The organism is Bradyrhizobium sp. th-b2 (assembly GCF_000426785.1).
Classification (GTDB): Bacteria; Pseudomonadota; Alphaproteobacteria; order Rhizobiales; family Xanthobacteraceae; genus Bradyrhizobium; species Bradyrhizobium septentrionale.
The window spans coordinates 1-13,502 of record NZ_AUGA01000015.1 but is presented as its reverse complement, the minus strand read 5'-3'; the positions used below and the strand labels follow the sequence as shown (position 1 = coordinate 13,502).

Below are 13,502 nucleotides of genomic sequence, written 5' to 3'. Positions count from 1 at the left end.
CGCCGATGCTGTCAGACCCGAAAACCGCCACGCAGAACGACGCGCCCCTCGATGTTCCTCTTGAAACAGTGTGGACGATCCTCGAAGCCGCCAACGAACTGGGCGACACAAACACGGTCGACGCCTGCCGCCGCGTCATCGACGCCAATTTGCGCGGCGACGCGCCCGGACAGCCCGACCTCGCCGCGATCGCCGCATTCTTTGCCTGATTGAGGCAGCGTGTTGCTGTCTGTAAATTCAATACGGCACCGCCGTGACAAAGCGCTGCGCGGAAACACAACAACACAGACCGGGACGTTGCCTGGCCTTGGCTTAACTTTGCGTAACTTGCTTCGTCCAGGGACGACCGGCTAGCTGTCTCGCAGCTTTCGGATTCGGACGGGCCGATGAAATTGACGCGCGACGACCTGGTTGTCGGGGTCGCGATCCCCGCCTTCTTCATCCTCAGCATCGCCTCGATGATCGCCTGCGCGCGCGCGTTTCCGGGGATGCATGTCTGGCAATCCGACATCACCGCGCAGGCCATCCTCGGCACCGCCATCATGGCCGTCTTCGTCCCGGCCTTCGTCGCGGGACGATTCAGCTTCGGCTACCTGGTGGGCTTCTCGCTGCTGTCGGCCGTGTTCGGCTTCGTCTGGCTCAGCTTCTTCAGCGCGTTCGATTATCCGCACGCCATCGCGCGCTGGGCCATGATCGCCGCGCTGACTGCGGCCATCATCCCTCTCCTGTTCCAGAATATCCCGCTTTGGCGGCCCGACCTGTCCGAGACGGCGATCAGGCGCATCGTGGTCCTGCTGCTCGGGGCATCCTTCGCCGTGCTGATTGCAGACATCTCCCACGGAGCCAATGTGGGCGATCCCTATGGAGAAGCCCGCAACGCCGTCACGCGTCCGGTGCCGTTGAACTATCTGACCGGAATCATCATCGGCGCGGTTCTGCCCTATGTGTTCGCGCATCTTGCGTCGCGCCGGCACTGGCTGGCGGCGGCGGCCGTGTTGCTGTTTGCCCTGTGCTTCTATCCGGTCCTCAACAACAAGACCATTCTGCTGCTGCCGGTCTGGCTGCCGTTTCTGTTCTGGCTGTTCGGCCGGTTCAGCCCGCGGCTGGCGACCGTGCTCGCATTCCTGATCCCGATGATCATCGGTCTGACAGCGTTCTTCGTTCTCGTTGCCGACAAGGGCTACATCGTATTCGGCACCATCAATTTGCGCTTCGCCGCGATCCCGTCACTCGCCCTTGATCAATACGCCGACTTCTTTGCACACCGCGAGCCGACCCGCTTCTGCCAGATATCCATCCTGCGGCACATCACCGCCTGCCCCTACGACGCGCTCGGCCCGACGCTGGGAGCGGTCTATCAGGATGGCAATTTCAATGCATCGTTCCTCGCCACGGAGGGCATCGCATCGGTCGGTCTTGCGCTCGCCCCGGTTTCGGCGCTGGTGTGCGGCCTGATCCTGTCGGTGGGATCGATGGTCTCGCGGCACCTGTCGCCGCGCTTCATCGCGGTTTCCTCAGGCATTGCCGTTCCGACGATCATGAACGTGCCACTGACGACAAGCCTGCTGTCGAACGGGATCGCGCTGCTGTTCCTGCTGTGGTGGCTGACGCCCGAATGGCGCGAGGAGTTATCCGCACCGCCCTGGCGGCCCGATCCGCCGACCGGCGTCGCAGGCCTTGCGGCGTCCTGATCCGGGCGAGCATCCCGCTTTATGTGATCACTGCCCGGCCGTCGTCACCCAGCCGCTCTTGCGACAGGGCCGAGGTAGACGACGACACCGGGAGACGATACGCTCACCATTTTTCAGCGCCTTTTTTTCATTGGAGCTTGAAGTGGTTCAGAGCGCGCAAGGAGGTCCGGCCGCGTTAGGTCCCGGAAGTGCCGCACCGTGGTTTTCGCAGCAAACGCTTTCGCTTCCGAATTATTCATTCTCAAGTGCCGGCGGCCGCTATCTTGCGCTGAGCTTTCTCGGCAGTGCCGGAGACGACAGCGCGCGCGAAGTGATCCAGCAGGTCACGGACGCAACAGATGTTTTCGACGGACAGCGCGCGGCGTTCTTTGGCGTGACGATCGATGCGAGGGACAAGGCTAACGAGACGCTGTCCGAGCGGAACGGTATCCGATATTTCCTGGATTTTGACGGGGCCGTCAGCCGCCTCTACGGCGCACTTCCGCAGGCCTCGGCACCAGGCGAGCAATCCCGCTACAAGCGGATGTGGATTCTGATCGATCCAACCCTGCGTGTGATGGGTATGGCTCCGCTCGGGCAAACCGCCGCGCTGATCTCGCGCCTGCGCACCCTGCCGTCGCCGGATCGCTTCGCCGGGATTCGTCTGCAGGCCCCGATCCTGTACTTGCCGCAGGTGTTCGAGCCGGCCTTTTGCAAGCATCTGATCGGCCTCTACGAAAGCAACGGCGGCGAAATGTCCGGCGTCATGCGCGAGATCGATGGCAAGACGGTCGGCGTCAGGGACGTCCGGTTCAAGGCGCGCAGGGACTTTTTGCTTGAAGACGCCGAGCTCAGACGTCAGGTCGATCTGAGGATTGAGCGCGCGATCGTTCCCGAGATCGCCAAGGTTCACCAATTCAAGGCGACGCATATCGAGCGTTACATGGTCGGCTGTTACGACGCGGCCGACAACGCGCACTTTGCACCGCATCGAGACAACACGACCAAGGGCACGGCGCACCGCCGGTTCGCGGTTTCAATCAATCTGAACGACGATTTTGACGGCGGCGAAATTTGCTTCCCGGAATACGGGCCGCAGTCGTTCAAGCCACCCACCGGATGCGCCGTCGTATTCTCCTGCTCGCTGCTACACGCCGTCAGCCTCGTCACGCGCGGCAAGCGCTACGCGTTCCTGCCGTTCCTCTACGACCAGACAGCGGCAGATATCAGGGACGAAAACCGCAGGTTCATTTCAAGGGAGGAAGGCTGACGGCGCCGGTTCGACCAAGCCCACATCCTGGTGCTGACCAGCGAGGGCGAGAAGCTCGCGGGTAACCCGGATGCTCCGCCGTCGACCGCGGCGCTGCATGCAGCGGTGCGAGAACCACCCCGATCAACCTTGGACCGGTCCACACGCCTGCACGTGTTGCGGAGCCGGAGCGCCCTGCCCGAACTGCAATAAGCCGGACGACGGCGAAGTCCCCCGGACACCCAAGGGATCCACCGAAGAAGGCTGAAACGGGACAAGCTGCCTAGTTTACCGCCACTTCATTTCGGCCCGCGCCTGCTGATCGCGCTGACGTAGCATCGAGTAGAGCTTGGCCCAAATCCGAAAGAAGCGGACACGAGGTCGGGTGTACCGGATCGTCGGCCGCTGCGGAGCGAAGACCCCGCCCTGCTCCTCATGCCAGCGTCGAATATGCCATTGCATGTACCGCTTGTGGGCAACGCGGTAATAGTGCCTGAAGAGCGGATACATAGTCGACACGGGAACGTTGTGAACGCGCAGGCTTTCGGACAGCGCTATCTGCTCCAGCGTGAGCAGCTTCTTACCCTGGTCGAGCACGGCGTCAATCAGCGCGATCGCATCTTCGATCACCGGCACGTGCTTCGCCGGGTCGACTGCGGCCAACCCGCTGTTGTATTCAACGGACGCTTTCGGGTCGTAGCGATATGGGCCAATGTTCGGCAGATCAGCCGTGAAGCCGGCCAGGGCCGGGAAGGGATTCCGCCCGTGAAACCGGTCAACGGCGATCGATCCCGCGCACACCATCGACCATAGCTTTTCGAAGAACCCGTCTTGGAAAAACGTATCCGTGTCTGTCATGACGCAGAAGTTCAGGTTGCTCTTCATCTCCTCGAGGAGAACGCACGGCTTGATGCGGTGATGATAAAGACCGCCGCGTGAAAACTCTGCGATCTTTGGCGTGATATCGACAATTCGGACCGGCAAATCTCGATAGAGATCAGGCTTGTCGGTGTAGACGACAACATCGACGGGGACATGGAATTTCCAATGCAGCAGCGTCGCCAGGCTGTATCGCAACTCCAAATATAGACGCTCAAGATTCCCGTACTCGACGTAAATGAAAGTAAGTCCCCGCGAAACCATTTCCGGAAGCACCCCGCAACCTTAAGCTGACTAATTTCGCACCCATACCGCAGTTTGCGAGTGTTGCCAAATGTTGCTGCCCAATACCTTCGGCGGCCCTCCCCTGCCCGCGCACAAAAGGCAAAAAATACCGGCGGTTTGCTCGAGCCCGCCGGTGGGGGTGATGTGCTGAAAATTCTACGGTAAGGGCAATCTCAACCGATCTCGTTAGCGGTTTACATCATCGAGCGCATCGGCGATTTCATTGAGCCGCTGCTGGATCAACTGACGTGTTGCCGGGTCGGCCGTCACCTGCACCTGCTGTTCGCGGTTGAACTTGTCATTCCGGAGTGTGTCCCGGCGCACCTGGTTGATCTGCGGGAGGGCAAAATGGCCAACTCGATCGACACCAATCGCGAGCTGCAGGCGACCTATCGGCCCAACCACGCGGCCGTCGTCAGGCTCGCAGACGAGGCCAAGTTGCGCGGGCGCGCGGCGCATCGGGGAAACCGGAAATTCGAACGGAAAAAGTACCCAGAGTCGAAAATGACCCCTCGCAGGCAGTCGAAAGTCAAATACAGAGCTATTAAGTGATTGATATTATTGGCGCGAGAGACGGGACTCGAACCCGCGGCCTCCGCCGTGACAGGGCGGACAAAATTCAAGAAAAACAACGTTGGGGCAAACTCTTAGGCTCTACTATTGAACTTATTACGAGAAAACTATTTCAGCGTAAGAACTAGCTAAAGCGAAGAGCCAGCCTCTCTCTTCACGACGCTTTCTTGGTCTTTTTCTTTTTGGATTTGATTACGTCAGCTTGCGCCCGGTAGGCCCGCGCCATTGCCTGCAATCCTTCCGCCAAGTCGCGGTCGAGAGTGGAGAGTGACGCGCGCTCTGCCTTGTCAGCCTGCTTGCGAAGGGACTTTATCATCTTGGCCATGGGTTGGTCCTAATGAGGTACGTACTCATAGGCTACGAGTGCCCGAGTCCGATCATGGCAACTAAGCCTGCTATTGCGAGAACGGATTGCAGGCGCATGGCTGCTTCCCCTCAGTTCCCAAAGACGACGCCCGATGCTAATCCAATTCGGGCCGGCTAGGAACTGAGGATGTTCCTCTCCAAGAACAGATCGCGACCCACAGGAAGGTATGGGGACTACAAATAGGGCTTCATCCGAACAGAAGCCACGTCACGCTGCGATGAAGGTCCCAAAAGACCCCGCCGCAGCGCAAACAAAGGCAACCTCCACGCCGTCGATATGATGGTGGTCCGCGTGCATTGTCGGCCTTCCATGCGCTCCATCGCAAGTTCCATGTTCCGCCGTTCTACGCCTCGATGGATGCATGTGGGCAACTGAGGGGAACGCGGTATCTGTGCGTTGACGCTGGGGGCGAATCATTGACATCGTTCGGATAGTCGGGTCTGCGTGCCACGGGGCCACCCTTCTAGCCACCCTCGAAGCCACGCAAAGTGCGAAGCGTTGTCTAGACCGATGCGCTGGAGCGGCCAGCGAAGTCACCCTCGTAGCCATTCTGTGCTCGGGCTTGGCGGACGGGACAGAAAAAGGTCTGTTCACGAACGGCGTATTGCGTGTCGAGTTCAAAACAGGTGTAGGGCACGCCGCAGTGAGCCGCCCCGTGTCTAGATCGAAGAGATTACGTTTCAGCGGCCCGCCATTGCGGGATACCCACCTCTGGTCTCTTTCGGCAGCAGGCTTGCCTGCTCACTAAGGCACCGGCGCGCGATCCATCTGCCTTCGGTTCACTTGCCCGTTAGAAGAATTGCCCCGCACGCCCGGCCTTCGCGCCGGGCTTTTTCATGTGCGGGGTAAGGAGCCGCCAAACCACGAAATCGGCGAACTCCCAAGCCCTCAAAATCAGTTCGAGGCCGCAATGGCGCTCGGTCCCTCAGTGGCCGAATGCGCCGTCGCGCGTGTGCGTCTGCGTTCCCTGAAACCATCAAAAAGGAACTACAGCATGCAACGACCCGGCCATATCTGGATTGAAACCTACGAGCGCGTTCGCGATGGGAAGATCCAGCAGGTGACTAGTCACTGGCGACGTTTGCCGCACCGTCGCGCGTCGGTCAGAGCGACCTATCCTCTCGTCGCGTAGTCCAGACAACTCACCGAAACGACGACCCGCCGGGTGAGAAAATCTCGCCCGGCGGATGTTCGGACCGACTGCATCCGAGCCTCAGAAGGTGAAATTGCGCGTGAACTTGAGTGCTGCGAGAGCACCTTCAAAGGTGGTCGGCTGGATCTCATCGACCTCGTATCGCGCCCTTTGCTCGTCAACCTCGGCCGCGGCAACGGCCGCCAGCAACGGATTGAGCCGTGCATCTCGACGCGCGATTGCGGCTGACAACGTCGCGTGCTCCCGTCGATTGCGATCGGGGTACATGTCCGCTGGCGTGTATAGATCGATATCCCGATGCGAGGTCGAACGGATCGGCGGCAGCCCATTGTCGGGATTGCCGACGCTCTCGACGGACGGCTCAAGGTCGCCCGCCTTCTTCAACTCCCGCTCGGCCGCCTCAAGCGCGTCGCCCGCAACTGCCAGGATATGATCGGCCTTCTCGTGATCCGCGATCGCCGCGAAAATGGGGTCGGGTTCGGCGGCCAAAACTGAAGTGGTGGTTGACACCGCAGCCAGCGCGCCCCCGCCGGCGAGCACTTGAAGAAGCTTTCGGCGTGATGTGATAGAATTTGGTTTAGCCTGTGCCATGGTCCAGATCCTTGGTGCTGGTTAGAGCCGGGCCAGTGCTTCAACCACTTGCTCGGCTCGTATTTTTATGCCATCATAAATTCATGACGTCAACAATAAATAACATTAAAAAATCGCGAGGCCGCCCTCCGATCGAGAGCGAGCCGGTAACCGTGCGCATGACGACCGATGCACTAAAGGCGCTCGACAACTGGCGGCGAGTACAAGATGACCTTCCCGGCCGCCCCGAGGCCATTCGCCGGCTTGTAGAGCAAGCCCTGAAGAGCCAATCGAAGCAGTCATGAGTGACAGACCGTCCCGCTTCGCTCGGCCCGAGTTGACCGAAGAAACGCCGATTACTCTCCAAGAGGCTTGCGACCTCTATTTTCGTGGCATCATCACCGAAGTCAGCCTGCGCGCCGAGCACGCCCGCGGGATGCTCACTATCTTCCGGGTCGGCCGCCAAGACTTCACGACGTTGCGTTTTGTCCGGGAGATGCAAGAAAGAAAATGCCGCGCCAACCCTGAGGCGCCGGCCGCGCGCTCGCCGTCGGCGGCTGAACGCGAAGCCGCCTGCGCCGCGCTGAGAGCAACCATCCAACGGATGAAGAACTCCGCCCCCCGGATCAGGCCCCGGAAAATCAAACTTCAGCCCCGCAGCACCCAATCCAGCGAATGACGCTTATCCTTCCCCGTGTTCTCTCCAAGAGCGAAGCCGCTGAATACTGCGGCTGCAAAACCCTCGCCGCATTCGACCAATGGCGCGCAAAGGGCATTGTCCCCGGCCCCATCCCAGGCACCACGAAGTGGGACCGCAAGGCAATAAATGCGGCTCTAGACCGCGCGTCGGGCCTCGAGGCAAAGCCCGCCAAGGAATTGAGCCCCTTTCAGCGCTGGCGCGCCGCGGAAAAGGCAGCGGGGCGCCTTCCATAAGGTCGCCTGCGGCAAAGCAAGCCGCCGCCGGCGCCAGTTGAGCTTGGGGCTGATTTGATGGAGACTAGCCCTCGACGCAGAGCGAGGAGCCAATGCCTACCGAAAATTTAATATCTGACTTCCAGATCAGGCTTAGCCCTGACGGAAAGATCGTCGTGCTGTCGGCGACCAAAGACAATAAGCCAGTGACGCTGAATTTCCCCGCCGAGGTCATCGGCGAAATCGTTATCGGCCTCCTGGGTGCCGCCGCCGCGCGAGCTACCACGCCGCCGCCCATCAAGGTCGGACAAATGCCTGCGGACCACTGTGTGATGGCAGGTGGCGTCGGTCTGAGCGACATTCCGGAACGGCCCGATGCGTTTGCCATCACCTTCGGCTTTGGGCAGACGCTTCTATCGATCGGTCTGAGCCGCAAAGCTCTGGGTCCGGTCGGAAAAGGAATGATGGCCGCAAGCGCCGATCACGGGTCGAAGCCGTCATAAGCTATTTCGCAAACTCGGGACCGAACCACCATCTTTCCGTCATGCCCGTCACCCGAAAGCCGATCGAGATCCCGCCGGCGATCGGCCGCCGGTTCGCCGCCCAGCTCGAGGCTTACCACACCGAGCAGGACGCCAACCGGCGCGATGAGATCGCGGCCGAGACCCGCCATATGCTGATGCAGCACATGCCGGCCGGCTCGAAACTGCGGATGAGCGAGGTCAAGGAGCTATTCGCGTTGATGCGATTCGCGGCCCGCGCTGTACTCCCTGCGACGATACCGGCTGGGTTTGCTAGAACCATCAGGACCAGCCTTGGACCGGTCCCCATGCCTGCGGCGGCGCTGGGGCGCCCTGCCCGGCCTGCAACGGGCCGGACGACGGCGAGGTTCCGCAGCTTCCGAATGGGTTTGGACCGGGATAAGTCGTTCTACCAATTGATTTCACCCGTAGATTGAGACAGTTTACCACTACATCTTTTTATTTTGCAGGTTTGGAATTTGAAAATTGAAGTGTGCGGGGCGCCAATTGGCGACGCCGCGAAGCAGTTTCGATTCGACATCAACGCACTGCGTGCCCTCTCGGTAATGGCCGTTCTTGGCTATCACTTGAAGATTCCCGGTTTCGCTGGCGGCTTCATCGGCGTGGACGCCTTTTTCGTCGTCACGGGATACCTGATGATCGGCAAGGTAGTAGCCGGCCTGATTTCGGGCCGCTTCTCCTACGCCGACTTTGCGATGATGCGGCTGCGCCGCATCTATCCAGCTCTGCTTTTGGTTGTCGTGGCAACCGCTGCGGCGGGATGGTTCTTGACTCTGCCCGGAGAATACTTCCGACATATCCGGCAGGCCTGCTACGCGCTCTTTTTCCTGTCGAATTTCGCATTCGACAACGACAACGGTTACTTCGCGATGGCCGCCCAGACCAAGCCACTCCTCCACACCTGGTCTCTCGCGGTGGAGTGGCAGTTCTACATCTGGATGCCGCTCGTGGTGCGGCTCGTGTGGTCCCGCTGCCTGCGATCGAATGCTCTAGCCGCGACAATGACCGCGCTAACCGCCGTCGCGGTCGCGTCCTTGGCCTGGTGCCTTTGGGAAAACCAGCATGACGCGATGGGCTCCGCTTTCTTCTCGCTACGCGCTCGAGCTTGGGAGCCGTTGGCCGGAGGCATCATCGCCGTCGCCGAGGTCTGGCGCCGTGAAAACGGCCGCGCGGCCCTTTCCAAGTCATCCGGCTTCGCCGCCGCAAGCGTCGGCTGGATCCTGACGGCGATCTGCGTCGCCTATCCGTTGCCGGAAACGCGCTGGCCCGGCGCCTTGACCATCTTGCCCATCTTGGGCGCGACCCTTGTCGTCGCCGGCGGCCTACAGACCTTGAAACTCATTCAATCGCCGATTGTGCAGCACATCGGTGACTGGTCTTACTCGATCTACCTCTGGCACTGGCCGATCTGGGTTTTGGCCGGCGGATGGCTCACCGTGCGAGGCTACGACGTCGACCCGGTTTCGAAAGCCCTAATGGTCGCAGCCTCGATCGCAATCGGTGCCACATCCTATTATCTTGTGGAGCAACCGGTCCGGCTGCGGCGTGATGTCTGGACGCCGCGGCGGCTTCTGGCTGGCACCGGCGCCATAGTTGCGACGTTCGTTGCCTTTACGATCGGCGCACTCCTCACGACCGGCTTCCCGGGGCGGCTGCCGGTCTATCTCTTACCGGCCGAGATGGCTCGCAAGACGGACACACCGCGCGATGAATGCTTCCGGAACGCGAACTCGGTGAAGGCCGCCGGCGAGACCTATTGCACGTTCGGCGGCGGCAAAGCCGCTGATCACGCGGCCGTCATGTTGTGGGGTGATTCCTTCGCAAACCAGTATCTCGAGCCGATCTCGACGGCCGCGACCAAGCTCGGCCTCGCCGGTCTCATTGCGACACAGAGCGCCTGCCGGCCCTTCGTCGACGATCCAGATCGCAACGCCGCTGATAGCCCGCCGTGCCGCCAGTTCAACAGCAGCACGCTGCAGTTTCTCAGCAAGCGCGCCGAGCCGAGCATCGTCGTCCTGGCAGGCAACTGGAGCAGCGCCGCCGAGATCTCGCCGCTGGTCGAGACGCTGCTATCCAGCGGCAAGACCGTCGTGCTCGTCATGCCGCTTCTCAGGATCGGCTTCGACGTGCCGCAGAAATGGATTGAGAGCCAGATCAGGGCAGGAAAATCCATCCCTGAATGGAAGGTTCCGGCCGATCCGACATTGACGATGCAAGCCTTACGGAGAGAGGTGACAGAGATCCTGGCGCCGCATAAAGACGACGGCCGCCTTATTCTCATCGACCCTCAAAAGGAGGTGTGCGACGCCTCCTATTGTTATCTAGTCCAAGCCGGCCAAGCCAACTTCCGCGACACGGCTCACATCTCGAACGTCAACGCGCAGAAGTATGAGCGAGAGTTTGCCGCAGCGCTCGGTTTGGCTGGGCGTTTGTCTCACCTCGAATGATAGGCTTACCGTAGGTTACCCGGCGCCTCCGACACTCCTCGCCTCACGGTCGAGACGGGTTAAAAGGTCGGTCATATCGTCCGCGTCGTCCATCTGCATGGCTGTTTGCCAGCGGCCGTCCACCGCAGCCGGCGCGTTCGTCTTGGTGTCCCAAACAGCCCAGCCATTGTCCAAAAGACGAAGATCATAGCGATTGGGATCCGGCATGAGCCTCCTCCACATCGATAAAAAGCGACCGCCGATCGTACCAGATCGGCGGCCAGTTTCACCAGGAGGTTTCGCCGAATTAAGCGGCCGGCGCCGCGTCGTGCTTCTTGGCCTGCCCGACCTGATAGGGCATCCATTCGGCATAGCGACCATAGCCCGGCTTGCTGTCCTCGTCCTGAATGAGCGTGACGGACGTTTCGCCGACGACGCCCGAGCCGTTCGGCAGGATCACCATCAGGTTGACGCAGCGCGGGCCCCACACATAGGCGACATGGGCCGCGAATGGTGCCGCGTAGCCATCGAAACGGATATCGCCATGCGCCGGGGTAAACCAGACGACACGGCCAACGGTCGGATTGATCATCGAAAGTACCTTTTCATAGAGGGATTGCCGGCGTCCGGCCGGCGCGGGTTGTCAGACGATGCCGGCGGCGAGCTTGGACCGGAGCAAATAGCCCTCAAGGGCCCAAATCTTGTTGCGGGCATTGTCGCGGGCGATCCGGCGGCCGATCGCAGCATCAAAGTTTTCGGGCGACGCCGCCGCACTCTCGCCGATCACAATGAACCCGTTGCGCAGCGTCAGCGCGCAAACCGTCATCGTGGTACCCGGGAAAACGTGGTAGCTCTCGCCGGTAATCGTGGCGTCGATCGCGTCCGGCGTCAGCCGCGGCGCATTCAGGCCCTTGGTTTTCAGCTCCGCTTCAATCGCGGCTTCGCTCGCATTCAACGGCATGTTTCTTCCTCTATGGGATTACCGGGAGCCGCCCGGCGCGGAGATCGTTGGAGGCGACGCCGCAGCGCTCACCTTGAACCCAGCCCAGAACGCCCACACAGCGCCGCTCACGATCGCGCCGACCACGCCCGCAATGATGACGTTGCGCAGATGCCGGGCCGCGTAATGCATGTTCCGGAGGAAAGAAAACTGCCCCTGCACCGAGATCACCGAAGCCGGGTTTGAAACGTCCATTCCGAGCGAGAGAAACGTTTCTGAAACGGCCTCTTTCGCCGCCATCTTCGCGATTTTCTCGAGATCGGTGTGCGCGGGTGTCATCAGCGCGCCCCGTAGCTCTTGCGCACGCCGTCATACCAGGCGGGCACCGCGCCGAGCCGCGCTTGCAACTCGATCGCGTACGAAGTCGTTAGTTCGAGCATGGCCCGCGCGTCCTTGTCCTTGCAGCCGGCGACGCCGCGCCAGGGAAACCGGCATTGCGTATCGAGGTACGGCACCGGCGGGACTTTCGCGAGCTTATCGGGCGCCGCTGGCAGCTGGCGCTGCACTTCCCGCGGGGGTGGAAGATCCTCGCGCGGCACGCTCGCGCACCCGGCCAAAAGGATCAAACTTGCAACGGTCGTCAGCCTCAAGTTGCCCGATATAATCAACGTCCGCTTCATATTGTGCCCGTGCCCCTTCGGCGATTGCATCCGCGCGCGCGGCCTCATCAGCGCGTGATTTCCGTGAATTTTCCAAGTCGGTTTGCTGCGCGGCGATCGTTGCCCGCAGGCTTTTTGCCTCTTCCCGCTCATCCGAGACGCGAAAGCCGATCATGAAGAACAGGAGCGCGGCGACCAGGACGGACACCAGCCGGGCGACCGCGACATAGGGCGCGAGCTGCGCGGAGTACCGCAGCAGCGGGAAATGACCGATGACGAACGCAACGACGAAAACGAAGCCGTCGAGCCCGAGCGCGAAATAGGACGTTGCAACGTTCCAGAAGAAATCACCGAGCACGGATCAATCCTCCCGGAGACACCAGGGACGTTCGCCCCACATGGCATCGGTCCGGCGGTTGTAGAGGCCCTGCAGGAATTTGCCGTTGGCGTTGACGTACTTCACCATCGCGTTGCAGGCGTCCGCGACGCGGCCCGCGTTGAGATCCCGCGCGATGGACGTTGCGCAGACCTTTTCAGGCCCGAGATTGACCGCAAACGAAGCGATAGCCGCCTGACGGTGCGGCGGCATGGTCGGCAGCGACGGGACGCAAACCACGACCTTATCGGCGTAGCGCTCCGCGACGTGCGAAAGCTCTTCTTGGCATTGCTCCTTGGTGAATTTCATCCCCACCTTGAGCCACGGCCAATCGTAAGTCGTGATCCCGCCGCAAACCGTGATGACGCCCGGCGGATCGAACGGCAGATGTTCGGCCACAAGGTTCATGCCCTCCCAATGGGAGACCAGAACGCCGGCGAGCGCGGCGCCGGCGACAGATAATCCGACATGCTTTCGCGTAACAGCCATTATTGAGCCCCCGGGCGCTTGAGGTAGACCGCAACGCCATTGGCGACGGACAGCAGGACGCCGCCGACGATGTAGGTTCCGGATGGAAGGCTTTCGGTACGCATACGACGAGGACCGCGTGATGGACGCATGCGCGCGGGTACGGCGAGCTCTATGATGGCGTTTGCGTGAAGGTCAGGCGGCCTGCTGATCGGCGGGCTTGTCGGCTTGGCGCAGGAGCTTCCATTCCCAGGGCAGCAATTCGTGCAGACGCGATGCGGGAAGATCGGCGATACGGGCGAGGACGTCGGCGAGCCAGGCTTTCGGATCGACGTCGTTGAGACGACAGGTCGTGATCATCGTCAGCATGATGGCGGCACGGTCGGCACCACGCTGGCTGCCGGCGAAGGTCCAGTTGCGCCTTCCCAAGGCG

19 protein-coding genes are annotated in these 13,502 nt (G+C 61.1%); 7 read left to right on the top strand and 12 right to left on the bottom strand.

Translation table 11 applies throughout. From position 1 onward, the window contains the following. The first annotated feature begins 5 nt into the window (after positions 1–5). The 3 genes from K359_RS0118835 (at position 6) to K359_RS0118825 (ending at position 2,940) form a co-directional block, all read left to right on the top strand. Positions 6–209, top strand: coding sequence for a hypothetical protein (locus K359_RS0118835; RefSeq protein WP_029080745.1), 204 nt, complete (start codon positions 6–8; stop codon positions 207–209). 177 nt (positions 210–386) lie between these two features. Beyond that, entirely contained in the window at positions 387–1,691 is a 1,305-nt protein-coding gene (locus K359_RS0118830; protein WP_029080744.1) for a hypothetical protein, read from the top strand. Beyond that, positions 1,678–2,940 (top strand): 2OG-Fe(II) oxygenase, encoded by a 1,263-nt coding sequence (locus tag K359_RS0118825; protein WP_245284658.1) that lies wholly within the window; start codon positions 1,678–1,680, stop codon positions 2,938–2,940. The genes K359_RS0118830 and K359_RS0118825 overlap by 14 nt, the downstream gene beginning before the upstream one ends. A 267-nt stretch (positions 2,941–3,207) precedes the next feature. Here the strand turns inward: K359_RS0118825 and K359_RS0118820 are convergent, their stop codons facing one another. From K359_RS0118820 to K359_RS0118800, 4 genes are all read right to left on the bottom strand, one after another. Further along, positions 3,208–4,002 carry a hypothetical protein gene (locus K359_RS0118820; protein WP_156928562.1) on the bottom strand — a complete coding sequence of 265 codons (795 nt, stop codon included), beginning with the start codon at positions 4,000–4,002 and terminating at the stop codon, positions 3,208–3,210. A 267-nt stretch (positions 4,003–4,269) separates the two neighbouring features. Continuing rightward, entirely contained in the window at positions 4,270–4,542 is a 273-nt protein-coding gene (locus K359_RS0118815; protein ID WP_029080741.1) for a hypothetical protein, read from the bottom strand. Between the two features lie 268 nt (positions 4,543–4,810). Then, positions 4,811–4,981, bottom strand: coding sequence for a hypothetical protein (locus tag K359_RS61315; RefSeq protein WP_156928561.1), 171 nt, complete (start codon positions 4,979–4,981; stop codon positions 4,811–4,813). Between the two features lie 1,255 nt (positions 4,982–6,236). Further along, the gene (locus K359_RS0118800) at positions 6,237–6,767 is read right to left on the bottom strand and encodes a hypothetical protein (protein ID WP_156928560.1); all 531 of its coding nucleotides are present in this window, start codon (positions 6,765–6,767) and stop codon (positions 6,237–6,239) included. 280 nt (positions 6,768–7,047) lie between these two features. Between K359_RS0118800 and K359_RS52365 the strand changes: the two genes are divergently transcribed. The 4 genes from K359_RS52365 (at position 7,048) to K359_RS0118770 (ending at position 10,647) form a co-directional block, all read left to right on the top strand. Beyond that, entirely contained in the window at positions 7,048–7,425 is a 378-nt protein-coding gene (locus K359_RS52365; RefSeq protein WP_051346204.1) for a hypothetical protein, read from the top strand. A gap of 346 nt (positions 7,426–7,771) precedes the next feature. Next, positions 7,772–8,161: a hypothetical protein gene (locus K359_RS0118780; RefSeq protein WP_156928559.1), complete on the top strand. Its 390-nt coding sequence runs from the start codon at positions 7,772–7,774 to the stop codon at positions 8,159–8,161. 41 nt (positions 8,162–8,202) lie between these two features. Next, entirely contained in the window at positions 8,203–8,616 is a 414-nt protein-coding gene (locus K359_RS0118775; protein ID WP_029080736.1) for a hypothetical protein, read from the top strand. Between the two features lie 42 nt (positions 8,617–8,658). Beyond that, positions 8,659–10,647 carry an acyltransferase family protein gene (locus K359_RS0118770; RefSeq protein WP_156928558.1) on the top strand — a complete coding sequence of 663 codons (1,989 nt, stop codon included), beginning with the start codon at positions 8,659–8,661 and terminating at the stop codon, positions 10,645–10,647. A 15-nt stretch (positions 10,648–10,662) separates the two neighbouring features. Here the strand turns inward: K359_RS0118770 and K359_RS52360 are convergent, their stop codons facing one another. The 8 genes from K359_RS52360 to K359_RS0118725 form a co-directional block, all read right to left on the bottom strand. Beyond that, positions 10,663–10,854: a hypothetical protein gene (locus tag K359_RS52360; protein WP_156928557.1), complete on the bottom strand. Its 192-nt coding sequence runs from the start codon at positions 10,852–10,854 to the stop codon at positions 10,663–10,665. 79 nt (positions 10,855–10,933) lie between these two features. Beyond that, entirely contained in the window at positions 10,934–11,218 is a 285-nt protein-coding gene (locus K359_RS0118760) for a hypothetical protein (protein ID WP_029080734.1), read from the bottom strand. A gap of 51 nt (positions 11,219–11,269) precedes the next feature. Next, positions 11,270–11,587, bottom strand: a complete 318-nt coding sequence (locus tag K359_RS0118755) for a Gp49 family protein (RefSeq protein WP_035976764.1) — start codon at positions 11,585–11,587, stop codon at positions 11,270–11,272. A gap of 18 nt (positions 11,588–11,605) precedes the next feature. Beyond that, entirely contained in the window at positions 11,606–11,905 is a 300-nt protein-coding gene (locus K359_RS0118750; protein ID WP_029080732.1) for a hypothetical protein, read from the bottom strand. Next, positions 11,905–12,081: a hypothetical protein gene (locus tag K359_RS0118745; RefSeq protein ID WP_156928556.1), complete on the bottom strand. Its 177-nt coding sequence runs from the start codon at positions 12,079–12,081 to the stop codon at positions 11,905–11,907. Before K359_RS0118745 ends, K359_RS0118750 begins: the two co-directional genes overlap by 1 nt. Positions 12,082–12,100: 19 nt before the next feature. Further along, positions 12,101–12,583: a hypothetical protein gene (locus K359_RS57295; protein WP_051346203.1), complete on the bottom strand. Its 483-nt coding sequence runs from the start codon at positions 12,581–12,583 to the stop codon at positions 12,101–12,103. A 3-nt stretch (positions 12,584–12,586) separates the two neighbouring features. After that, positions 12,587–13,090 (bottom strand): lysozyme, encoded by a 504-nt coding sequence (locus tag K359_RS0118735; protein ID WP_245284657.1) that lies wholly within the window; start codon positions 13,088–13,090, stop codon positions 12,587–12,589. A 174-nt stretch (positions 13,091–13,264) separates the two neighbouring features. Then, the coding region (locus K359_RS0118725) for a transposase domain-containing protein (RefSeq protein WP_029080729.1) at positions 13,265–13,502 on the bottom strand (238 nt) is incomplete at its 5' end.

Bases quoted from the DNA above. Each gene is read 5' to 3' on its own strand.
- K359_RS61315 (WP_156928561.1), bottom strand. From the start codon at position 4,981: ATGGCCAAGATGATAAAGTCCCTTCGCAAGCAGGCTGACAAGGCAGAG.
- K359_RS0118735 (WP_245284657.1), bottom strand. From the start codon at position 13,090: ATGGCTGTTACGCGAAAGCATGTCGGATTATCTGTCGCCGGCGCCGCG.
- K359_RS52365 (WP_051346204.1), top strand. From the start codon at position 7,048: ATGAGTGACAGACCGTCCCGCTTCGCTCGGCCCGAGTTGACCGAAGAA.
- K359_RS0118800 (WP_156928560.1), bottom strand. From the start codon at position 6,767: ATGGCACAGGCTAAACCAAATTCTATCACATCACGCCGAAAGCTTCTT.
- K359_RS0118780 (WP_156928559.1), top strand. From the start codon at position 7,772: ATGCCTACCGAAAATTTAATATCTGACTTCCAGATCAGGCTTAGCCCT.
- K359_RS0118755 (WP_035976764.1), bottom strand. From the start codon at position 11,587: ATGCCGTTGAATGCGAGCGAAGCCGCGATTGAAGCGGAGCTGAAAACC.
- K359_RS0118760 (WP_029080734.1), bottom strand. From the start codon at position 11,218: ATGATCAATCCGACCGTTGGCCGTGTCGTCTGGTTTACCCCGGCGCAT.
- K359_RS52360 (WP_156928557.1), bottom strand. From the start codon at position 10,854: ATGCCGGATCCCAATCGCTATGATCTTCGTCTTTTGGACAATGGCTGG.
- K359_RS0118835 (WP_029080745.1), top strand. From the start codon at position 6: ATGCTGTCAGACCCGAAAACCGCCACGCAGAACGACGCGCCCCTCGAT.
- K359_RS0118775 (WP_029080736.1), top strand. From the start codon at position 8,203: ATGCCCGTCACCCGAAAGCCGATCGAGATCCCGCCGGCGATCGGCCGC.
- K359_RS0118830 (WP_029080744.1), top strand. From the start codon at position 387: ATGAAATTGACGCGCGACGACCTGGTTGTCGGGGTCGCGATCCCCGCC.
- K359_RS0118815 (WP_029080741.1), bottom strand. From the start codon at position 4,542: ATGCGCCGCGCGCCCGCGCAACTTGGCCTCGTCTGCGAGCCTGACGAC.
- K359_RS0118750 (WP_029080732.1), bottom strand. From the start codon at position 11,905: ATGACACCCGCGCACACCGATCTCGAGAAAATCGCGAAGATGGCGGCG.